General features: G+C 62.4%; 19 protein-coding genes and 1 tRNA gene. 10 read left to right on the top strand and 10 right to left on the bottom strand.

The window, feature by feature from the left end; translation table 11 throughout:
* Positions 1 to 13: 13 nt before the first annotated feature.
* From ACVCMG_RS11330 to ACVCMG_RS11285, 10 genes are all read right to left on the bottom strand, one after another.
* Entirely contained in the window at positions 14 to 1852 is a 1839-nt protein-coding gene (locus tag ACVCMG_RS11330) for an AAA family ATPase (RefSeq protein WP_447114157.1), read from the bottom strand.
* Complete coding sequence (locus ACVCMG_RS11325; protein WP_447115411.1) at positions 1843 to 2358, bottom strand: ABC-three component system middle component 2; 516 nt, start codon at positions 2356 to 2358, stop codon at positions 1843 to 1845. Before ACVCMG_RS11325 ends, ACVCMG_RS11330 begins: the two co-directional genes overlap by 10 nt.
* Complete coding sequence (locus tag ACVCMG_RS11320; RefSeq protein WP_447114156.1) at positions 2355 to 3428, bottom strand: ABC-three component system protein; 1074 nt, start codon at positions 3426 to 3428, stop codon at positions 2355 to 2357. The genes ACVCMG_RS11325 and ACVCMG_RS11320 overlap by 4 nt, the downstream gene beginning before the upstream one ends.
* Positions 3425 to 6262: a site-specific DNA-methyltransferase gene (locus ACVCMG_RS11315; RefSeq protein ID WP_447114155.1), complete on the bottom strand. Its 2838-nt coding sequence runs from the start codon at positions 6260 to 6262 to the stop codon at positions 3425 to 3427. The genes ACVCMG_RS11320 and ACVCMG_RS11315 overlap by 4 nt, the downstream gene beginning before the upstream one ends.
* Entirely contained in the window at positions 6262 to 8124 is a 1863-nt protein-coding gene (locus tag ACVCMG_RS11310) for a GmrSD restriction endonuclease domain-containing protein (protein ID WP_447114154.1), read from the bottom strand. The genes ACVCMG_RS11315 and ACVCMG_RS11310 overlap by 1 nt, the downstream gene beginning before the upstream one ends.
* The gene (locus ACVCMG_RS11305) at positions 8117 to 11218 is read right to left on the bottom strand and encodes a BPTD_3080 family restriction endonuclease (RefSeq protein ID WP_447114153.1); all 3102 of its coding nucleotides are present in this window, start codon (positions 11216 to 11218) and stop codon (positions 8117 to 8119) included. The genes ACVCMG_RS11310 and ACVCMG_RS11305 overlap by 8 nt, the downstream gene beginning before the upstream one ends.
* A gap of 190 nt (positions 11219 to 11408) precedes the next feature.
* Positions 11409 to 11708, bottom strand: a complete 300-nt coding sequence (locus ACVCMG_RS11300) for a type II toxin-antitoxin system RelE/ParE family toxin (protein WP_447114152.1) — start codon at positions 11706 to 11708, stop codon at positions 11409 to 11411.
* Positions 11705 to 11980: a YlcI/YnfO family protein gene (locus ACVCMG_RS11295; protein WP_447114151.1), complete on the bottom strand. Its 276-nt coding sequence runs from the start codon at positions 11978 to 11980 to the stop codon at positions 11705 to 11707. Before ACVCMG_RS11295 ends, ACVCMG_RS11300 begins: the two co-directional genes overlap by 4 nt.
* Before the next feature lie 70 nt (positions 11981 to 12050).
* A complete protein-coding gene (locus tag ACVCMG_RS11290) occupies positions 12051 to 13274 on the bottom strand; it encodes a tyrosine-type recombinase/integrase (RefSeq protein WP_040673055.1) in 1224 nt (407 codons plus the stop codon).
* A gap of 173 nt (positions 13275 to 13447) precedes the next feature.
* Positions 13448 to 13524: transfer RNA gene (locus tag ACVCMG_RS11285), tRNA-Met, on the bottom strand.
* A gap of 173 nt (positions 13525 to 13697) precedes the next feature.
* Here ACVCMG_RS11285 and ACVCMG_RS11280 point away from each other — a divergent pair.
* From ACVCMG_RS11280 to erpA, 10 genes are all read left to right on the top strand, one after another.
* The gene (locus tag ACVCMG_RS11280) at positions 13698 to 14258 is read left to right on the top strand and encodes an RNA pyrophosphohydrolase (protein ID WP_395120629.1); all 561 of its coding nucleotides are present in this window, start codon (positions 13698 to 13700) and stop codon (positions 14256 to 14258) included.
* A 100-nt stretch (positions 14259 to 14358) separates the two neighbouring features.
* Positions 14359 to 15141: a hypothetical protein gene (locus ACVCMG_RS11275; RefSeq protein WP_395120630.1), complete on the top strand. Its 783-nt coding sequence runs from the start codon at positions 14359 to 14361 to the stop codon at positions 15139 to 15141.
* Between the two features lie 20 nt (positions 15142 to 15161).
* Entirely contained in the window at positions 15162 to 16508 is a 1347-nt protein-coding gene (locus tag ACVCMG_RS11270) for a Kelch repeat-containing protein (protein WP_447114150.1), read from the top strand.
* Between the two features lie 84 nt (positions 16509 to 16592).
* Entirely contained in the window at positions 16593 to 17963 is a 1371-nt protein-coding gene (locus ACVCMG_RS11265) for a hypothetical protein (RefSeq protein WP_447114149.1), read from the top strand.
* Between the two features lie 4 nt (positions 17964 to 17967).
* Entirely contained in the window at positions 17968 to 18615 is a 648-nt protein-coding gene (locus ACVCMG_RS11260) for a hypothetical protein (protein WP_447106982.1), read from the top strand.
* Between the two features lie 93 nt (positions 18616 to 18708).
* Complete coding sequence (locus ACVCMG_RS11255; protein WP_447115410.1) at positions 18709 to 18915, top strand: (2Fe-2S)-binding protein; 207 nt, start codon at positions 18709 to 18711, stop codon at positions 18913 to 18915.
* A gap of 109 nt (positions 18916 to 19024) precedes the next feature.
* Complete coding sequence (gene bfr / locus ACVCMG_RS11250) at positions 19025 to 19495, top strand: bacterioferritin (RefSeq protein ID WP_395120634.1); 471 nt, start codon at positions 19025 to 19027, stop codon at positions 19493 to 19495.
* Positions 19496 to 19609: 114 nt separating this feature from the next.
* A complete protein-coding gene (locus tag ACVCMG_RS11245; protein WP_395120635.1) occupies positions 19610 to 20362 on the top strand; it encodes a DUF6776 family protein in 753 nt (250 codons plus the stop codon).
* On the top strand, positions 20349 to 20783 hold the full coding sequence (locus tag ACVCMG_RS11240; RefSeq protein ID WP_395120636.1) for a bactofilin family protein: 435 nt from the start codon (positions 20349 to 20351) through the stop codon (positions 20781 to 20783). The genes ACVCMG_RS11245 and ACVCMG_RS11240 overlap by 14 nt, the downstream gene beginning before the upstream one ends.
* Positions 20784 to 20829: 46 nt before the next feature.
* The gene (gene erpA, locus ACVCMG_RS11235; RefSeq protein ID WP_395120637.1) at positions 20830 to 21198 is read left to right on the top strand and encodes an iron-sulfur cluster insertion protein ErpA; all 369 of its coding nucleotides are present in this window, start codon (positions 20830 to 20832) and stop codon (positions 21196 to 21198) included.
* Positions 21199 to 21201: the final 3 nt, after the last annotated feature.

Raw genomic sequence — 21201 nt, 5'->3', positions numbered from 1 at the left:
GATGCCATGAAATTTAGGTATGGATCGGAATGAAACCCTTGCGCCCATGTGGCGCGCCCGTAAACCGAATCACGTTCGCGTCAGCATCCAAGTCCGCGGGCGGGTCTTCGTTCTCGAAGATGATGACTTGCGACGCGCTGAAGTCTTCTGCAATTGAGCGATAGAACGCATCCTTCACGTCATGCGAGAAGCCACCTTCGTCCGTATCAGGTTCGCGGTAGACCACTAGCGGGGAATCGATCAAGACGAATCCTGGGTGTGGCATCTCACGCTTAAGGCAACATTTCAGCAACGCCAAGTTGAATGCCGCATGCGCAATCGCCCGAACTCCCTTGCCATGACTCGCACGCTTTCGCCCGGATATCACAATGTCTTGATCGCTCTCGCTGAAAGTAACGCGATCCAGTCCTGGGAAATGCCAAGCGCGAAGCAAGGCTTCAACCTCCTTGCTAAAGGTCTCGGCCTCGTCAGCACGTACACGCGCTGACTCAAGCTCCACCCCCTTGTCAGAAACCCGCGTCCCCAATTCATCCTTCAGACCTTGCAATTCGTTCGCTCGTCCATTGAGTTCAATGGCACGACGGTAGGTGTCTCTCGTCGTTTGGCTCTCACGCAATCGGATAAGCGCGACCTCAACTCTCGGCTTCAATACTTCTGTGATCTGTGCGGCAACGATTCGGACACGCTCCCTCGCCAGATCGCATTGGTCGGCAAGCCGCAAGATCTCCTCGTCGTTGCCTTTCCTTGTCAAATGCAGGTCCGAAATCAGTGCTCTGATCTTGACTGCCTCGGCAAGACAGGACTGCGCGACATCCTCAGGTCCTGACTCGGCCTTCTGATGCTCGTGCTCCTGATGCTCAGCGGGTGCACCACAAACGAGGCAGCGCTCCTCGCGCATCTCTCCCAGGCGTGTGCCTGCTTCGGCAATGCTTTCGAGCCGGCGAAGGTCCGTTTGATACTGCGTCTCAAGCAATCCAAATCTGCGTTGCAGCTCGCGCAAGACACCAGATCGCGATTCGTGCTGACGCAAACTGTTCAACTCTTCTCGCCGTTTTCCCTCCAGCAATGCAGCGCTCTGCTGCTCGACGGCAAGCTCGTCTTGTGCCGCCTCATACAGAATCTCGACCTGAGCCAACTGGTCTTGCCAAGCCTTCGCATCGCCAGTCAATTGCAACTCAGCCACTCTCCCCTTGGTCTGATTCAGTAGTAAATCCAGCACTTCGACTTTGCCAGCCTGCCGTCCCTTTGCGACCTTAGGATCCTCGCTGGAAATCACCGAGCCATCATCAACGCCTGTCAGCAACAGCCGGAAGACTGCACTCTCTGCCGTGCCCGTGGTGTGCTGTCCAGTGAGGATTGGAGAGGTCTCACTGATGACTGTCTCTTCGTCAACCAGTATCAATCGCGCCAGATCACGAAAGCTGACTTCACGAGTCACGCCTTGTTTGTTCTTGCGAACCCTCTTCCCAGTCAAATTGGAGAGACCCAACAAGTACTGTGATGCCGAGTCCTTGTTCTCCGCGCTGTGCTTCGCAGAAAGAGTCCTGTCGGCCTGCCCGACACTGATGAGATTGAAGTTGCCGCCCCGAATCGAACGCTCTAGGACAATCTCATCACCATTCTCCGAATAGTTCAGCGCAAGACGAACGGTCTCATACTGCTCCGACTCCGGTATGGGCTTGGGAACGTCCTTTCCACCGAGCATGTAATCAATGCACTGCACGATGAACGTCTTTCCGGTGTCGGACGGACCAGACACAACATTGAGACCCTCATTGAATCGCACTTCAGCGTTTGGGACGCCGCGCCCGACTAAAGTCAGGCGCCGTAGTTGAAATCCTGCTATCGCCATTCGGCGTCCTCCACCTTCAACACAGACTCCATGGCGAACTCTGCACCCCACTCGCCGATGTGGGTGTTGGCAATTTTCAGTAGCTCGTTGTCGGAGGTTTCCTCGAACAACGACACAAGCCATGTTGCCCGCTCTCTCAGCTGCGCGACATAGTCCGAGGACAGTGCGTCCAGGAACGCCGCTGTTCTCTCAGTCGCCGTAAACGTCATGCCCGTCTCGGTGTAATGGCGTTCCAACAGGCCGCGGCTCTGATACAGCATCAGACCTTGCTCAAGAACGGTACGGCGCACCAGCAACTCACTGCCACGATGCGGTGTCTTTGGATGCAGGCCAGCCGGACCACCAGGTAAGTCATCGGAGTGAACCAGGAGGTAGTCGAAGACAACCAACCTCTGGAGCGAATACGCCGATGGAAAGTCCTCACCCAAGAGCGTCAACGCCCGCAACCCGATTTCAATCGGACCGTTGAACGGCGGTAGTGTCTTGACCTCAACGGATTCCGTCATCGCACCCACCGAACCTTTCCGTTATTAGCGAGCTGATGACAAATGCCGCCCTTATCGATCAGCGATAAGCGCTCCTTGAGCGCGTGGTCAGTGATCGGCAGCAGCTTGGCAGTCTTAACCACCGCGAGGACACGCCGAAAACCATCCGAATGCTCCCCTCGCATTTCGTCCTTGATGCCACCATGCAGCTCTTCTTGCAGCTCCTCGAATGCTCCGGGAGGCAGGATGTCTCGTGAAAACGCCCGGAGAGCCTCAGCGCTGTAGAACTCAAGCCGCGCATCATTGAAGTGCTCTCGCGCATCATCGTGAGCCTCCAGATCGGCCACCGTCGGAACGGCGCACTTCAGATGGTCGCCATAGGCGTCCAGCAGACTTCGGACATAGGTCACTTCGTCGTCAGTGATCGTCGCGGGAGGAGGCGCAAGTTTTGGTCTGGCTGGAAGGCCACCGCCAAACCGCGCTGCGTACCAGCGCGTCTTGGCATGTTGATCAATGATTCGCAGTGGCGGAACTGCCTGGAAGATCGAAAAGTCCAAAGCATCGAGATACGCGCGCAGATCCGGGTCTAATTCGATATCCGCAGTTGACGTTATTTCGGCCTTGCAACGCTTATCCCAGTTTTCAATCAGCTGGGACTTCAGGTTGTCTGGCTTCCTCAGCAGGTTGGACAGCTTGGTGCCGGCCCCTTGCGGTGCGACGAAAACGTACTTTCGGGGATACGTGTACTCCTTGATGAAGGAGTAATAGACCAACTTGCCGAGTTCCACCCAGATATCACCAGGTGTCAAACCGGCCTTGTAATGCTTGCACTGGAAGTTGTCCCAGATAGCCGGGTCTGTCTTGTCGAACGCGATGATGTCGCGCCCCATGTCGCCCGCGCCACCACATCGCTCGACCGTACCGTACTGATCCCTCAGCGAATCTGCCCATTCGAGAACAAAGTCCTCCCACTGACTGGCGCTGAAAATTCGTAACCGCTCAATAGGCGGAACGGGCAAGCCAGCCGCCACCACATCCGACGACGCAGCGACGCCTCCCGCCGGAAGCGGCAATGGACTCGACGAAGTCATGTGACCTTGAACACCTTCATCACCTCATCGCCAAGGTGATTGATTACCTTGACTGCTATGCGGCCGGACGTGGGTTTGTCGAACGGGCGCGAGGTATCGCTGTTGAGGCTGGCCCAGGCGTCGGGATCGATTTCGGCTTTGAGGGTGGTTTTAAGGGCTTTGTACGGGTCGTTGGCGCCGAGGAAGTAGGCTTGTCGGACGAAGAAGGATTCTTCGTTGTAGTCGGTGTCGATGAACCAGCAGGCGATGCCGTCGGGGCCGTCGCTGCGGACTTCGCCGGTGTTGGGGTGGAAGACGTCGACGCCGTTGACCTTTACTTGAATCTGGTTGTCTTCGGCAGCGAGGATGTCGATGTCGGGTTCGCCGAAGATGACAAACAGGTTGCCTTTGCCGGTGTTCTTGAGGTCGTCGGCCATGTGCAGGTCGGCGTTCATGCGCGCCTTGAGCACGGGGATGCGGCCGAGCTTGTCGAAGTCGGAGGAGCGGGCGTCGTAGTTGAAGGCGCAGGTGATCAGCACGTCGAAGTCGGCGTCGCCGGCCTCGCGGGCGGCCTGCACCAGATCGGGGCGCGAGACGGTGCCGAACTCGGGGCCAATGAAGATGGCAGCGCGCTTCTCGGTGCCGGTATCCGCGTCACCTTCCATGTAACGGCCTTCGGCACAGACCAGGTCGCCCGGCCAGGGCACCAGCGAGGTGAAGTCGATCTTGTCGTCCTTGTGCGCCTGCTGCACGCCGGCTGTCTTCAGGTTTTCCAGGATCATCTGCACGAAATCGCGCTCTTCGCCGTAGCCGTCGTTGCCTTCGCCGATGCCGTCAATCAGCTCGTCGTTGTCGTCCACGCCCAACACGCGGTGCGGCGACAGGCTTTCGACGGTGAACGGCCCGGCCACGCGGACTTTCTTCTTGTCCTCGTAGGGTTTGTCGTAGAGATATTCGCTGCCGGCCGTGGCAGCGATGGAGGCGTCGATCTCGCACTGGCGTGCGATCCGCTGTTGCCACCAGTCGGCATGCAGTTGCTTCGCTTCGACCGACCATTTGCCATCGACCTCGCGCGGAATCTCCCACTCCTGCCAGTGCTTTCCGAGCGCCTTGTTCAAGGCCCCCCGTACCGGTTCCATCGCCTGCTGAAACTTGTCCCAGATCACGTCGATCTCAGCGTTGTTGGCGATGGATTTCAGCATGATGTGCGGCACGCGTTCGTAGACGAAACCATGCGTGATATTGCCGCGGGTGGCGACGCTGGACGGCGCGCTGCGGTGGAGCTCCGCCTCCTTGAGCTGACCCTCGCGCGAGTCGGCAAGTAGATAGAACGGATAGCGCGCACCCATAATGCGTGCGCGGGCCAACGCCAGCGCCACGCGCGACGTGTCGAGAGTGATCCAGCGGCGCCCCCACTGTTCGGCCACATAGGCGGTGGTGCCGGAACCGCAGGTTGGGTCGAGCACTAGGTCCCCAGGATCGGTAGCCATTAGGAGGCAGCGCTGAACGACCTTCGTATAGGTTTGGACCACATAGATGTTTTTGGCTGCAAAGGTCGATTGAATCGTGTCGTCCCACCAAGCAGTAAGTGCTCGCGCCGGAAAGTCATCCTGATAGCGCGTGTACGTCAAGGTGTTTCCGACTACCTTTAATCTTCCGGCTTTCGCGAGCACGTTCATCCCACGCTCGTTTGTTTTCCAAAACGATCCCTTTGATGGCTTGAGAAGCTTGCCTTCGATGTTAACTGGGAAAGCCGTCTTTTCCCCTCCGCTTTGGGATGTGATGTTGTCAGTGCGAAACAAGCGCCCAAAAGCTGGATCGAAATCTCCGCGCTCGTCTGATGACAGTCGGCGCCAGCTACCATCGATCGATTCCACATTCGGATACGCGTAGGTGTCGTGCCCGATGGACATCAACTGCTTTCTATATTTGAGGTTCTCTTTGTCTTTCGCATAGAACAGAATCGTGTCGTAAACGACATCGAGGGTCTTCCCGCCCAGTGCAGACGTTTTTTTGAAAGGAATCGTGGCGATGGCGTTTCCGTCACCAAACACCTCATCCATCACCGCCCGCACCCGGTGAACATTCTCATCCCCGATCTGTACAAAGATCGACCCGGACTCGGTCAGCAGGTCCCGCGCCACCATCAAACGATCGCGCAAATACGTCAGATACGAATGGATGCCGTCACGCCACGTATCGCGAAACGCCTTGACCTGCTCCGGCTCCCGGGTGATGTGATCGGTATTGCCGTCCTTGACGTCACGGCTGGTGGTCGACCACTGGAAATTGGAGTTGAATTTGATCCCGTAGGGCGGATCGAAATAGATGCACTGCACCTTGCCACGCAGCCCCTCGCGCTCGGCCAGTGAGGCCATCACCTGCAGGCTGTCGCCCAGGATCATGCGGTTGGCCCAGTGCGCGTCGTGCTGGTAGAACTCGGTCTTGGCGTTGTCGCTGGGCAGGCCGTTGAAGTCGGCGAACAGGTCGGCCATGTTGCCGGCCTGCGTCTGTGCCGCCGATTCTTCCCTGCGATCGGTCTCGCGACGCAGGTCGTCGATCAGCACCTTGGGGTGCACCTTCTCCTGGATGTACAGCGGCGGCGCGTTGACCACCAGGTCTGACCAGTCCTGCTGGTCTTTACCGCGCCAGACCAGCTGCGGATCCAGGTCGCGGTTGCGCTGTGCCTTCTCCTCGTCCAGTGCGTTGCCGCCGCGTGGATAGGACACGCGCACAGGCGCGCTGTCCTCCTTCTGCATCAGCGACTGGTATTCGGCGGTGGGGATGTTCTTGCGCGTTGCTTCGTCGTGCTTGAGCGCTTCGACGGTGAGCGGAGTTTTGGGTTTCTTGGCCATCAGGCGGCTTCCAGCTCTTCGTCGGCTTCCATCGAGTCATCTTCTTGCTCGACTTCATTGGTGCCGGCTTCCACCACCACGGGCTTCTGCATTGCACCCGCTACCAGTTCAGCCAAAGCGTTGCTGCGGGCTTCGTAGAACGCCTTAAAGTCGTCCGCGCGCAGGTGCGCCGGCTCGATGAGATGCGTACGCAAAATGGCATCAAGGTCGTCGGAAGAAATGCCCTGCTTGTCTTCGATGCGCTTAAGGTAGACCGAGGGCGCATCGCCGCTCACCGAAATATTGGAAAGCTTAGACAGCGGCGTCTTGTTGATGATGGCGTCGAACACGCCTTTCTCGATGCCTTGCTTCTTGCACCATGCTTGTGGAAACACGTGATGGATGTCGATATCGTCGTTGAAGAAGGTCATCAGGTCAGTCGGGCGCCCGGTAATGAAGTCGCGACAGCCCCCTTTCATCAGCAGGGCATGCAGGCCCTTGTAGGCTGCGGATTGCCGTGAACGGAGCGAGCGCAGCCTGACCGCCTGGAAGACTGCCTCATCGAGGGTGCGTGGGCGAGATACCGGATTTTTTATCCAGTCGACCACTTCGGGAACGTCACGGGCCAACCGGGATTCCGTGCTGGACCCAAACAGTTCGCCCAGCGTGACAGACCAGAACCATTGGGCAAGCTGCTGCTTGGCTTTGGCTGTCTGCGCGTCTTTGCCGAGGATCGCAAAGATCGCTGCGAGCCCGACGACCAGTGGCGGATAGGAGATGTCTTTGTGCCAGATGATCTTCAGCTCATTGAGGAACCCGCCTGCCTCGATGAAGCCCGACTCCACCGCATCGGCATGCTTCTGGTAGGCGTGCAGCGGCAACCCCAGTAGCGCGTCGCGCTTGCAGGAGATCTGCGGGAGATCACCATCCTTGGCGCCTTCGGCTGCCTTTTGGAGTCGCAGGTCGCGCGTATGCAAGAGCGTGCAGGCCTGCAGAAAGTCTGTGTTGGCTATCTGGGTGAGCACATCGCGCGGGTTCGGTGCGCCGATCATGCGGGAATGGCGGCCAGCTTTTGCGGGCTTTTTTGTGCCGTTCCAGTCCTCTCGGAGGTCGAACTTTTCGGCCGCGTAGATGGCGGTGACCAGTTCGAACGCGTCCAGCTTCTTGCCGCCTACGTTGACCTTTTCGAACACGACGCAGATCGCTTCCCGCTTGTTGTTGCGATCGAGGCGGATGATCGGCATTTTGTAGCGCTCGATGGAATCGACGATGGTCCGCACGAAGTCACGATCGAGCTCGGTGATGTCGCGGTCTTTGGCCCGCCAGAAGTCTCGCCAGTCGTAGAACCAGTCGCGACTGTCAAAGACCTGATTTAGCGGGAACAGATCGAGCTCAAACTCACGATCCCGCGTAGAGACGTCCAGATCAATGGTTTTGCCGAAATTCGTGCGGACGATCCTGTCGGCAGGCACGCCGATGATGGCGTCCTCCAGACTACCCTTGCTGGCAGCCGCCTTTTTGATATCGATGTAGTACAGGCGCTCCACGAGCTTCTTGTGCACATTCCTGGTGCGAACAGGCGCTTTGGCGAACGCTGCCTGGAAAAGAGACGTCATGCGCTGCTGGCCGTCGAGCAGTAGCTCGGTTGGGCGTACATCCCTGACTTCCACGCCTTCAAGGACGCGGGGTTTGAATTCGACCTCACCACCGGTCTCAAGCGTCAACAGCGCCCCTACGGGAAATCCCTTGGCAATCGACGCGATAAGACTGCGCACGTCTTCATCACCCCAGACGTAGTCCCGCTGGAAATCGGGAAGCTGCAGTTTCCCTTCGTTGACCTTGCGCAGGATATCTTTCAGATCTTCCTTGGTGGTGTCAAACATTTGCTGGCACCTCTTGTACTGCGCCGGATGCGACGCTGTTGATCATTTTTTTGAATTCCGCCTCAACTTTCTTGGCGAAGTCGTCCTGGATCTGGAACACGTCAGTGAACTCGGCAAACGCCCAGCGGCCGTACGCGCCCAAGTTGTTCACGCCAGGCACCCAGTAGGTGTCCATGGTGGACTTCTTTTCCTTGGCGTCTTCGCCGCGGTAACCCTTGATCTCGACGACGAGGTGCAGCGGGTCGTCGGGGCCGTGGCCGTCATCGACGTGGATGATGAAATCCGGGCGGTAGATGCGGGTTTCGGAGGCGTAGCGGTATGGCACATCGAAGCCGAGGTTGTGGTTCTTGACGTAAGCCAGCACCTTGGGGTTCGCCTCGGCAACGCGGCAGAATTCGCTTTCCCAATCGCTGTCGAGGATGACCCAGTTGAGCTGACACTTCGGTGGCGGCCCAATAGTTTCCCAACGATCTGTCTTCGATGTGTTGAAGTTGACGTGGCTAGTGGAACCGGTGGGGTTGTACGGGTCGAGGATGGCCTTGACCGCACGTCCCTTCTTGATTTCGTCGGCCGTAATCGCCTTGGTGATGCGTTCGCATGCGATGTCGGCTAGCGCTTGATACATCAGCAGGCCGGGGTAGGTATCGCCCTTGCAGACCAGGCAGGTATCGAGCCACTCCTTGGTGATGCGCTTGAGCTGCCCGAACAAGTGCAGCTTGGGCTGCTCGCCCGCGTCACGCCACTTGGTGGTGAGCAGACGTTGGGTGATGTTGAACAGCAAGGTGGATCGACGCATGTCGCGGATGTGATCCAGGCTCAGATCCACCGTCTCGCCGATGATACCGGCGTTCTTGGTTTTGGACGGCCCAACGATGGCTGGCGTGAGTTCAAAGACCGAATCTTCGTTGAAGTTCGCGGTAAGACGCTCTTCCGGCAGCTCCACTCGGTAACCGGCCACGCGTGGAAAGCGGATCTCCAGCGCGTCGCGCTCGGGCCGCACGGCCTTGACGTGGATGGTTTCACGAGGCGGCTGTGGCGGCGCAACGACCGGTTTGGCGGTGAAATCGAACGGGATGCCGAGCACGTCAGCGTACTCGACGTTGAACAGGCCTTCTTCATTGAGATCGTAGGACTGACGGCGCAGTGCACGGCCAATGACCTGCTCGCACAGTAGCTGGGTGCCGAAGGCGCGTACACCGAGCACGTGAGTGACGGTGTTGGCATCCCAGCCCTCGGTGAGCATGGAGACGGAGACCACGCAGCGGATCGACTCGCCCAGCGAGCCGGGCTTGCCGACGGTGTTCATCACCTCACGCAGCAACGTGGCGTCGTCGATGTCCTTGCCCGCGCGCAGGTCGTTGGCCAGGGCGCCACCGCGTTCGAGCGCCTCGCGCTTGAACAGCTCGATCTCGGGGCCGGCCATGTCGCGGAAACCCTTGTCGAGCGCATCGCCGGATTCGAGTTGCTCGCTGTCGATCAGCAAGGTGTTGGGGCGTGGCAGCGGGTTGTCGTGCTCGTCGAAGTTGCGGAACAACTCCAGGCGACCGTTGACGACGTTGGACGTGCCATCTTCGTTCTCGCGGACGAAGCCCGATATGTAGTCGTAGACCAGCTTGGACGTGGCGGTGTTGTTGCATACCACGATAAAGCACGGCGGCACCTTGATGCCCGATGCCTTCCACAACGCATAAGTTTTCTCGTAGTGCCCGTAGAGCGCCTGCAGCGCGGTCTGCAGCTCCACCGGGATACTGAGTGGATCGAGCGCGTTGTTCTTGCCGCGGCCCTTCTTGGGCATTTTCTTGCCGATGTGTTTCCACAGCTCGCGGAACATCGGCATTTCGTCGCCGGGAATGTTTTCGGCCACGGGCACGCGCGGCAGTTTGACGATGCCGCATTCGATCGCGTCCATCAGCGAGAAGTCGCTCATGGTCCACGGAAACAGCGTGCCCTCGGCGTAGCCGGAGCCGCTGAGGAAGAACGGCGTGGCGGAAAGATCCATCACGCGTGCCACGCCGAGTTTGCGGTTCACCGCCTCAAGGCCTGATATCCACAGGCGAGCGGCCTCCGCGTTCTTTTCGGCTTCCTTCCGGTCATCGCCCTTCAGATCTTCGTCTTCGTCGCTGCCTGGTTTCTCGCGATAGCAATGATGCGCTTCGTCATTGATGACGAGAATGTTCTTCAAGCCCATCAGCTCGGGCGTCACGCGCTGCAGCATCTGGCCTTCGGTTTCGAGCGTCTCCAGCGGCGCGCCATTACGTCCCTGCAGAAGCAGCCGACCACCCTTGGATAGCTCGATGCGTTCGCGCAGCTTGAATGCGTGGTAGTTGGTAATGACGATCTTGGCCTTGCCCAGATCCTCCAGCATGTCGCTGGGCACCAGCTCGCGGCTGGCGTAGTAGCTGTCCGGGTCGTTCGGCAGCAGCACGCGCAGGCGATCGCGGATGGTGATGCCGGGAGCGACCACCAGAAAGCCACGACTGAAGCGCTTGCTGGTCGGACGGCGCACGGCATTAACGGTCTGCCACGCAATCAGCATGGCCATGACCGTGGTCTTGCCGGCACCGGTCGCCAGTTTCAGTGCCAGCCGCATCAACTCCGGATTGGCGTCGTTGTTGGCATTGGCGAGGTGTTCCAGGATGCCCTGGCCGGCCTTGCCGATGTGCGGGGCGACTTCACTCAGCCAGATGGCTGTTTCCACCGCCTCGACCTGGCAGAAGAACGGTCGTATGCCGCCGAACGGGTGATGACGCCAATGCTGCAACAGGCGAGCGGTTTCGGGAGTGACATGCCAATCGGCAGGATTCGGCAGCTGGCGCCAGCGATCTACTTGCTGACGCACGGTATTGATGACGGTGGTGTGGTCGTAGCGCTGAGCTTCCGTTGAGAGGCCCTTGCCCTCGTCAAACACTAGGTCGCCTTGCTCGGCCTTACCTTTGCGCTTACGGGGTTTCGGTATCGGGGTAAAGAACTCAGCGGTGCGGCGGCTCGCCTGCACACGCTGGGTTGGCTGGCCGGTATCGTCGAGCTCCCAATGCCGCGCCGGATACTCATACGGCGAGTTGAGAATCGGCTTCTCGAAGAACTGGCTGTCCATACTTCCCCTGTTTCCGCTTTCAATCTGGCGGTAGAACCACGCGCCTCGACAGTCCACTGTATGGCGATGCGCGCTGATCGGCAACGGATGATATTCGCGAGCGCAGGGTCGCTAGCGTCCGTGCCCGCTGAATTCTTCATGCTTCAGTCGCACGCTAAGCGACTGGCGAGTGTCGCCATGGATAACTCGTCTAGTGATAGTCATCTTCGCGCTGGTGACGCACGGCAAGAATCGTCACCGTCTGATTTCCCTCGATCTCGTACAGCGCCACGTAGCCGGACGTGCCAAACGACACCAGCAGCTCGCGCAAGAACGGGTTGTCCGGATCTGCCTTGCGGCAGGTGAACGGGAACGACTGGAGCAACTCCAAGCTCTGGTCGATGGCATCCATCGCGCGCTTCGCTGCCTCTATGTCCTGCTCCAGCAGGAAGTCGTACAGCCGTAGCAGATCGTCGCGGGCCGCCCGCGTGTAGCGGACGCGCCAGCTCACCGTTTGGCCTTGCCGCTCGATGCTTTGGTCAGCATGCCGCGCAGCTCGGCGTGCACCGATTCGGCCTCGAAGTACTTGCCTGTCTGTTGTGCCTCGTAGCGCGAAGCCAGGCCGCGCGCTACGAACTCGTGCTGCAGCTGGCGACGGGTCACCTGATCGCGGAGCGATTGCTCCATGAAGCTGGAAAGGCTCTCGCCTTCGCGCAGGACGGCTTCAGCCGCCTGACGCAACTCTGGGTCGACTCGAAGCGAAGGAATGGAAGCGGATTTCACGGGCGCACCTCATGCGTTGCATTTGCAATGCAAGGTTAGCACGAAGCTCGCACAGTCCGCCCACCCCTGCCTATCGGGGATCGCCTCCCACCTTTAGCAAGTCCAGGTAATCCGCCCAAGCCTGCATGACCTTTCGACGCTCAGGCAGATGCTGGGCTTTGTTGTACACACCAACGATTCCGGGCTCCTTGTGGGACAGCTGACGTTCCAGGGCTTCAGGATTCCACCCCAACTCCCCCAACAACGTTCGCGCCATGTGGCGGAACCCGTGGCCCGTAATGATGCCCTTGTAACCAATACGAGCCAGCGCCGCGTTTACTGCGCCATCTGACATATGTCGCTTCGGATCGCGGGCCCCCGGAAACAGATAGCGCCCATGGCCCGTCAACTGGCGCAGTTCGCGAAGTATCTCCAGCGCCTGTCGACTCAAAGGCACGATATGCGGCGGCGTAGCGGGATTTTCCTTGGCCGCCTTCTTCAGCTTTCGATTCATAGGCGGCACCGTGTAAGACGGGTGCTCGCCATCCAGGTCAAAGTGTGTCCACTCCGCCATGCGTATCTCGCCAGGCCGACAGAACCACAAGGGTGCCAATCTCAGAGCGCACTGCACGGGGAGAGTGCCCGTGAAGCCATCGATAGCACGCATCAACTCTCCCACGCGTTTCGGGTCGGTGATCGTTGGATGGTTCTGAGGATTACGGCTGGGCAAGGTATCGCGCAGATCGGCGGCAGGGTCGCGACTGGCCCGTTCAGTGGCTACGGCAAATCGAAACACGCGACTTAGTTGATGCCGGAGGCGATGAGCCTGCTCGATATGCCCCTGCTTGACCAGGTAGGCGAACAACGGGCGAATCTCTGCCACTCCTATATCAGAGACCGGCAGGCCACCAATCCTGGGGAAGGCGTGATTTTCCAATCGGCCGCACTCCTTCAAGAACTGGCCGGCTGTCCATTCAGGTTTCTTCACCGCCAACCACTCGCGAGCGACCGCTTCGAAACTGTTGGCTGCGCGATCGGCACCGGCAGCCTTTTCGGCCTTGCGTTGGACGCCTGGATCTACGCCCTGCGCAAGCAGTTTGCGTGAGGCATCGCGCTTCTCGCGTGCATCGGCCAGTCCGGTGTCGGGATACGTGCCTAGCGACAGCCGCTTCTCCTTGCCCCCAAAGCGGTACTTAAGTCGCCACCACTTGCCCCCAGATGGAGCAACCTCCAGGTACAAGCCTCCACCGTCGAACAGCCGCTGGGGCTTATCGGTGGGCTTGGCCTTACGGATGTTGACATCGGAAAGCGCCATGGGGGCAACTCACTACAGACAACGGTACCTGCCCCCAATGTTGCCCCTTGTTGCCCCCGGATTACAATAGACGTGATCGGACACGACCGGACGGTGTAAAGACGTCAAACCCTTGCTGCAGCTGGGTTGCCGAGGCGGTATTGGACGGGAATGGTCAGGAATGGACACTGATTTGGTGGCTATGGGTGGACTCGAACCACCGACCCCAGCATTATGAGTGCTGTGCTCTAACCAGCTGAGCTACATAGCCATTGGGAAGCCGCCGCGGGGCGATCGCCGGCGGGGCGCGGAAGTGTAGTGGGCGTGGCGCGTTCGTTCAAGTCGGCGAGCTTGCCGCTGCTTTGCGGGCTGTGGTTGAATCGGGGCAGGATCGCGCGGCCCTTTTGCCGCCGGTTCGCGGGGCCAAGCCCCGGGAGGCGACGCATGATTGATGTAGATGGCTACCGTCCGAACGTGGGGATCGTGCTGCTCAATGCAGACGGCCAGCTGTTCTGGGCGCGCCGGGTCAATCGTGACGGCTGGCAGTTCCCGCAGGGCGGCATGCGCACCGACGAAACCCCGCTGGAGGCGATGTACCGCGAGCTGGAGGAGGAAACCGGCCTGGCGGCACACCACGTGGAAGTGATCAGCGCCACCCACGGCTGGCTGCGTTATCGCCTGCCCGAGCGCTACGTGCGCCGGCACCAGCGCCCGACCTGCATCGGCCAGAAGCAGGTGTGGTTCCTGCTGAAGCTGGTCGGCGGCGAGGAGGCGCTGAAGCTCGATGCCAACGAGAAGCCGGAGTTCGACATCTGGCGCTGGGTCGACTTCTGGTACCCGGCCGCGCACGTGGTGAATTTCAAGCGCGACGTGTACGCGCGGGCACTGCGCCACTTCGCGCCGCTGGTGGAGGATTTGTTCGGCATGGAGATCGGCACCACGCCGCCACGCGAAGACGCCGACACACCCGTCGGGGGCCCGCGCACCGGACGCGCGGCGGCCTGATCCCGGCCTCCTTCCCGTCGCGCTGCGCAACGCCCATCCCGCGTTCGCCGCCGCACGCGCTGTCGTATAGTGCGGCGATTCCAGGGGAAGGAAACAGGGGATGGGTACCCAAGCCAGGCTTCGCGTCGCCCATCGGTGGATGGCGGCGGGCGTACTGCTGATCGCCAGTGTCGGCGTCGCCCGCGCCATCGGCCCGCGCGACGCGCGCAACGGCGAGGAGTGCCGCGCCCAGGTCAACGCTCACTTCGACGCGGTCGAGGCGGAGATGCTGGCGTACGGAAACTACAGGGGCATCGCGGTGACCGAAGACGAAGGCCGCGGCCCCATGTTGCTCGATTGCAAAGGGTTCGAGGATAGCCTGCAGGGCGAGCAGATCGCAGCCGCGCTGCAGCGATTGTCGTTGGCGATCGACACCTTGCGCACGGGCCACGCGCTCACGGCGGCCACGATCGAACAACTGGCAACCGATCGCGCCGGCATCGAGGAGATGTCGCCACAGCCCTATCGCCACGAATACCTCCTGCAGTATGCCGATTACCAGCGCTACCTGTCGTTGGAGACGACCCGCGCCGCCATGGCCCCCACGGGCGACTCGCCCAAGGCGATCCATCGCTGCGGCACGCCTGACCATCCGCTCTTCAGCGATCAACCCTGTGCGTCCCATGGGTCGACCCCGCACGCCGCGCTCGCGGAAACCTGCCACGGTTTGCGCGAACATCTGGCGGACAGCAAGCGCGCCTACGACGCGGCCGCCGCCGCGCTGGTGGCAAGCGCGGATGACGCCGGCGACGGCTGGCGCGCCATCGAAGCGCGGCGCCGCAAGTCTCTCTCGGATCTGCGCTGGTACGGCGATCGCGCCCGCCTGCAGGGCTGCCCTCCGTGATGGGCCGGTTCGCCTTTCTGATGCTGCTCCTCGCCGGCGTGCTCAGCGCAGGCCCAGTGTCCGCGCAATGGCATCCCACGGCGGGCCACCTGCAACCGTTTGGCGGTTACCTGACACCGCTGCGCGGAGGCACGGTGGACGTGCTGTCCGACGGCAGCGTCCTTGCCTACGGCTACGGCATGTCCGCCAACGAGTGGCGCGCCGAACAGGACCAGAACGACGCCTTGCGCCTGCGTCACGGCATGGAAAGCGGGCCGGACCCTTCGCCCAAGCTCTACGATCCCGCCGCCGGGGGCTGGGTGCGCGTACCGCGCGCGCCGCAGTGTCCGGACGGCCATGTCTACCTGCACACCAGCACCGTGCTGGCCGACGGCCGGCTGCTGATCGCCGGCGGCCTGTGCGACGTGGCGCAGGCCTTGAACGATTCGGCGCCGTATCCGCCGTATGCAGGCATGTCGATCTGGGATCCGCTCAAACGACAGTGGCAATCGGCGCCCGCGTTGGCGCAGACGCGCATCTTCCATACCGCCACGGGGATGCCCGATGGCAGCGTGCTGCTGATCGGCGGCGAAAGCGATCCGCAGTTGCCGCACGATGGCAGCGGCGTGCTTGCCAGCGTGGTGCGCTATGCAGGCGGCAAGCTGGTTGCCGCACCGAGGATGGCCACCGCGCGGGCCAAGCACAGCGCGACGGCGCTGTCCGACGGCAGCGTGCTGGTGCTCGGTGGCCTTGATGACACCAATCATCCGCTGGCTTCGGCCGAACTGCTCGACGCCCGCGGACAGGCCTGGCGAACGCTGCCACCGATGCACGTGGCACGCTACGCGCACACCGCCACCCTGCTCGCCGATGGCCGCGTACTGGTGGCCGGCGGCATGGGCGAGGATGGCCGGCCGCTGCGTTCGGTGGAGCTATGGGACCCGCGCAGCGGCGCATGGATCGAGGGCGCGGAGCTCCCGGTGGGGCTGTACGGCCACGCTGCGGTGCGGCTGGCCTCCGGTGCCGTACTGGTCGCCGGCGGCACCTGGCTGCAGCCGGTCCAGGGACAATCCTCGCCGTGGGCGTGGTTGTGGGATCCGCATTCGCAAGGTTGGCAACTTGCCGGAACCACTTCTCCCAGCGTGGGCAACGACGCGCCGCAGCCGCTCGGCATGGTGGCGCGATCCGATGGCAGTGCGTTGATCTTCACCGCCAACGGGGTGTTGCGCTGGTCACCCGAGACACCGGCTGCGGACGTGCCCGCTTGGCGATCGACGCCCGCGATCGCCGCGCTGCCCGGGCATCGCGTGATTATGGTGGGCTACCTCGCCGACGATTTTCGCGGGCTGCCGGTGGCGCGCATCTGGAACGCGCGCACCGATCGCTGAAGCAGCACCGGCCCGCTGGAGGCGGACTCGGCGGGACACCCCGCGGCCTTGGCGCTGCGGTCGGGGGATGTCCTGTATGTAACGATGAAATCGCGGCACGAGTTGCAGTGTCACCGCTGGTCGGCTCCCATCAACCGCTGGTCCGGCTGCGGCGGCGCGACCTTGCAATACCTGGCCGATTCACGGCCGCAACTGGGCCTGTTGCCGGACGGGCGCGCGTTTGCCCTGGTCAACATGCACGAGGCCGCGGTGCTGAACGAGCACACGGCGCGCTGGACGATCTGGCGCGTCGACTGGCACGACAAGGGGATCACCTACGGCGCGCCGGTGCACGGCCAGCAGCCGCTAGCCACCATCACCGACCCGACAGGACGCGAAAGCTTCGAGATCAACGACGCTGGCGCCCGCTTCGTGCACGCCGATGGTTGGCGGGCCACCGCGATGCTGTGGAACGCCGGCACCGGCTGGTGGGATTACGTGTTGATGGGGCGCCAGATGGGCGCCGACGCGCAGCGCCTGCCTGATGGCTGCGCCATCTCGACGTATCCGGTGGCGCTGTATCGGCCGGCGGATGCGCGGGTGTTCGCGCTGTCCGACCCTGGCTTCGGCAGCACCAGCCACGTTATGGCGGTCCTCGATGACGGCACCGTGGTGGTGGCGGGGCCGGGCCGCGACACGCTGGCAGCGGGCGCCGGCTTTTTCCATCGCCAGGCAAGCTGCCGCGGCTTTGCCCCGCCACCGCCGGGCGATCGCTACATCTCGCCCACCGTCGCGATCAAGCCGATCGCGCCGCCACCCGCGGCTGCTGCGCCCGTGGCGAAGGCGGCGGCGCCACGTGGACAGCAGCACTTCAGCTGGGACGGCATCGGCAACGTCAAGTGGGTCATCCTCGCCTGTCTGGGTTCGTGGCTGGCCTATCGACTGTTGCGCCGCGTCGCCTGGCCGCGCTTGCGCGGCGGCTATTCGCTGGCCGCCCGGTTGCTGGTGTATGGCGGGCTGGCCATCGTGCTGATGCCGTGGGTGCTGTCGCTGTCGACCTGCGTGCACCGCGTGCCCAAGGCCGACTGGGATCGCATGGGCGCGGCCGCACGCGAGACCGCCAAGGTGGCGATGACGCCGAGCCAACGGCCATGCGGGCTCATCGGCCTGTGGTCGTCCACGCACAAAGGCATCATGCGGCGCATCGAATTGCGCGACGACGGTCGCTACGTGATGACCCCCAGCGCGTTCGACCGGCGCTCGACCGCCGGCTTTACCGGCCGCTGGAAAGTGCAGGCTGACAAGATCGTGTGGCAGCCCGACGGGAGTGGCGTGATCGACGTCAACGCAATGCTGGAGGCAAGCGACGGCCGCTTCCAGGTGATCGAAACCGATGGCGCACCGACCCGTTTCGAGCGCATCCAGGCGAAGCCATCGACGCAGTGCGACAAACCCGCAAGCCAGGCACGGGAGTGATCGGATGACGCCCACGGTTCGATGGACGATCACGCTGCTGCTGGCGGCGACAGGCGTGTTTTCCGCCCGCGCGGACGACGCGGTCTACAAGTGCCGGGGCGACGTGTTCCAGGACCATCCCTGCGACGGCGCGGTCCCGGCTGCGCCTGCATCATCGACCGTGCCGCCCCCGCCTGCTTACGACGAGCGGGCACTGGAGCGCGAACTCGACCGGTTGCAGGCGCTGGGCGTGGGCATGATCCAGCGAACCCTGCCCGAGACGCAGCCGCCGCGGGTGGCGCCGGTGTCGAAGATGCACGGCTTGTTCAAGCCGGAACCGCGCCTGTCCCGCATGGCGCGCGAGTTGCGCGACCGGGCGATCACCGCGCGCATGCAGGCACAGGCCGAGCACGGCAATGCGGTATCGGCCGCAAAGCTTGGCCAGGCGATCGAACAACAGGAGCAGGACTGCGGCGGCGAACTGGCGAAGCTGCCCACGGTGGGCATGAGCGATGAGGCCTTCCGCCAGTGCACCATGCTGGCCCGCTTTGGCGAGGTGGACCAGATCGTGGTGAGTCAGGCCGACGGCGTGGCGTTGCGGCTGTACGTATTCCCCACGGCCGGGGTCCGCGTGTATTCCATCGGCGGCGTGGTGACCGCGATCAAGCCGTGAGCGGAGGGCCCACGCGGCGGGCAAGACCGACGCGCTGAACGGACGACCGCCCCGCCCAGTCGATTGTTGACAATCGTTCGCATTCGCGTTCTCATATGCGTCATGTACGTCTGCATGTGCAATGCCGTCACCGACCACGACATCCGCCGCGAAGCGGCCGATGGCGTGCAGACTTTTGCCGAATTGCAGGCGCGCACCGGCTGTTCGGACTGTTGCGGCTGCTGCGGCGACGAAGCCCGCGCCACCTTCGAGCAGGCTCGCCGGCAGGTGCTCTGCCAGCTTCCGCTCGTCGCCGCCTGAGCCGACCTCGGGCTTCGCGCCCGGCGGCAAACCATTGGCATTCTCATTTCCGTCCTGACCGTCGCGGAGTTTGTATAGTCCGTGGGTCCGTCGCGATGGAGGAAAGGCCATGAAGGGTGATGCCAAGGTCATCGAGTTTCTCAACAAGGTGCTCTACAACGAGCTGACCGCGATCAACCAGTATTTTCTGCATGCCCGGATGTACAAGAACTGGGGCTACACCGAGCTGGCCGAGCACGAATACAAGGAGTCGATCGACGAGATGAAACACGCCGATCGGCTGATCGAGCGCATCCTGTTCCTCGACGGGCTGCCCAACCTGCAGCGGCTGGGCAAGCTGCGCATCGGCGAGCATCCGGTGGAAGCTCTGCAGGGCGACCTGGACCTGGAGCTGGCCGCCACCGTCGACCTGCGCGAAGCAATCGCCTACAGCGAAGGCATCGCCGACTACATCAGCCGCGATCTGTTCAAGCACATCCTGCATGACGAGGAAGAACACATCGACTGGCTGGAAACCCAGTTCAACCTGATCAAGGACATCGGCGCGGAACGCTATCTGCAGAGCAAGATGCAGAGCTGACGCCGGTCGCGCAGCGCGCACGCCGCCACGGCGCGTCCGCGCGGGCGTGCGCCCGTTCCTTGACGCTTTCGTCACGCCCGGGCTATACCTCGGGTTTTCCGGGAACGTCCTCCCATGGGTTCACGACCACCTCCGCGTCTCGTGGTGCGCAGGCACGACGACGTCGGCCATCGCTGGCGCCGCCTGGGGTGGGGTTTGGCGTGGTTGGCCAGCCTGCTGGCGGTGGGCGCGGCGGTGCATGTGCTGGGCGTGCGCGGCACGCCGGCAGTAGTCGACCACAAGCAGCAGCGTGCGCTGCTGGCCGAGGTCGACGATCTCAAGCAGCAGGTGGCGAACCTGCAGCGCGCCGGCCAGGTCAACGAGGTGGCCACCAGCGCCTTGCGCGGCACTCTCGCGCAGCGCGAGAAGGAGTTGAGTGCGCTGCGTTCGGACCTCGGGTTCTATTCGCGCCTGGTCGCCGGCAACGATCAGCGCCAGGGCCTCAAGCTGCAGGAGGTGAAGCTGCAGCCGATCGCCGGTTCGCGCGGCTGGACGCTGATCCTCAGCCTGACCCAGAACGCCAAGCGCGGCGCCGAGGTCAACGGCCATGCCACGGTCAGCGTGGAGGGCATGCGCAAGGACAAGGTCGTGACGCTGGACTGGCCGGCGCTGGGCGACGGCGCGCAGAAGGACGGCCTGCCGTTCCGCTTCACCTATTTCCAGCAGTTGCAGGGCACGATCGTGCTGCCCGCGGATTTCCGGCCGACACGGCTGCGCATCCGCGTCGATCCGGCCAGCGGCGAGACCTTCAGCCGCACCGTGGCGTGGAGCGCCGCCTTGTCCGGCAACATCACCACCGCCGAGGGAGACCGAGATGCTCAACCGTAGACGCAGCGACCGCAACCGCGGCAGTTCCGAAACCAGCCTGATCGCCCGCGGCACGGTGATCCGCGGCGACTTGCGCTTCAGCGGCGCCTTGCACCTGGACGGACGCATCGAAGGCACCGTGCTGGCCGAGGGCGACGATGCCATGTTCACTCTGAGCGAGCATGGCGAGGTGGAGGGCGAGGTGCGCGTGCCGCAGGCGGTGATCAACGGGCACATCACCGGCGACGTGTACATCAGCGTGCGGCTGGAGCTGGCGCCGCTGGCGCGCATCGACGGCGACCTGCGCTACCACACGCTGGAAATGGCTGCCGGCGCCCAGGTCAACGGGCACATGGCGCGCCAGGCCGAGCCGGCGCAGCGCGCGCTGGCGGCGCCGGCGACCGACGCCACCGGCAGCGACGAGGAAGCCTTGCCGGCCTGACGCGCTATGCTTGCATCTGTCCGCCTTCATCCCCATTCAGATCGCCATGGAAACCATCGTCGCAATCCCCGATTACCGCAGCGGCGGCGCTCCGCTGGAGTTCACCGCGGCCGCCGCGCACAAGGTGCATGAGCTGATTGCCGAGGAAGGCAATCCGCAGCTGAAGCTGCGCGTGTATATCTCCGGTGGCGGCTGCTCGGGGTTCCAGTACGGCTTCACCTTCGACGAGGCACAGGCCGAGGACGATCTGGCGGTCGAGCGCGAGGGCGTCACGCTGCTGTGCGATCCGCTGTCGCTGCAGTACCTCACCGGCGCGCAGATCGACTACGCCGAGAACCTCAGCGGCGCGCAGTTCGTGATCAGCAATCCGAACGCGAAGACCACCTGCGGCTGCGGCTCCTCCTTCACCGCCTGACCT

The organism is Rhodanobacter sp. UC4451_H18, from assembly GCF_052978225.1.
The sequence above is the reverse complement of the archived record's forward strand: the minus strand, read 5'-3'. Positions and strand labels throughout refer to the sequence as shown.

Coding starts and splice junctions, on each gene's coding strand:
- ACVCMG_RS11330 (WP_447114157.1), bottom strand. CDS start 1,852: ATGGCGATAGCAGGATTTCAACTACGGCGCCTGACTTTAGTCGGGCGC.
- ACVCMG_RS11325 (WP_447115411.1), bottom strand. CDS start 2,358: ATGACGGAATCCGTTGAGGTCAAGACACTACCGCCGTTCAACGGTCCG.
- ACVCMG_RS11320 (WP_447114156.1), bottom strand. CDS start 3,428: ATGACTTCGTCGAGTCCATTGCCGCTTCCGGCGGGAGGCGTCGCTGCG.
- ACVCMG_RS11315 (WP_447114155.1), bottom strand. CDS start 6,262: ATGGCCAAGAAACCCAAAACTCCGCTCACCGTCGAAGCGCTCAAGCAC.
- ACVCMG_RS11310 (WP_447114154.1), bottom strand. CDS start 8,124: ATGTTTGACACCACCAAGGAAGATCTGAAAGATATCCTGCGCAAGGTC.
- ACVCMG_RS11305 (WP_447114153.1), bottom strand. CDS start 11,218: ATGGACAGCCAGTTCTTCGAGAAGCCGATTCTCAACTCGCCGTATGAG.
- ACVCMG_RS11290 (WP_040673055.1), bottom strand. CDS start 13,274: ATGGCGCTTTCCGATGTCAACATCCGTAAGGCCAAGCCCACCGATAAG.
- ACVCMG_RS11280 (WP_395120629.1), top strand. CDS start 13,698: ATGATTGATGTAGATGGCTACCGTCCGAACGTGGGGATCGTGCTGCTC.
- ACVCMG_RS11275 (WP_395120630.1), top strand. CDS start 14,359: ATGGGTACCCAAGCCAGGCTTCGCGTCGCCCATCGGTGGATGGCGGCG.
- ACVCMG_RS11270 (WP_447114150.1), top strand. CDS start 15,162: ATGCTGCTCCTCGCCGGCGTGCTCAGCGCAGGCCCAGTGTCCGCGCAA.
- ACVCMG_RS11265 (WP_447114149.1), top strand. CDS start 16,593: ATGAAATCGCGGCACGAGTTGCAGTGTCACCGCTGGTCGGCTCCCATC.
- ACVCMG_RS11260 (WP_447106982.1), top strand. CDS start 17,968: ATGACGCCCACGGTTCGATGGACGATCACGCTGCTGCTGGCGGCGACA.
- bfr (WP_395120634.1), top strand. CDS start 19,025: ATGAAGGGTGATGCCAAGGTCATCGAGTTTCTCAACAAGGTGCTCTAC.
- ACVCMG_RS11245 (WP_395120635.1), top strand. CDS start 19,610: ATGGGTTCACGACCACCTCCGCGTCTCGTGGTGCGCAGGCACGACGAC.
- ACVCMG_RS11240 (WP_395120636.1), top strand. CDS start 20,349: ATGCTCAACCGTAGACGCAGCGACCGCAACCGCGGCAGTTCCGAAACC.
- erpA (WP_395120637.1), top strand. CDS start 20,830: ATGGAAACCATCGTCGCAATCCCCGATTACCGCAGCGGCGGCGCTCCG.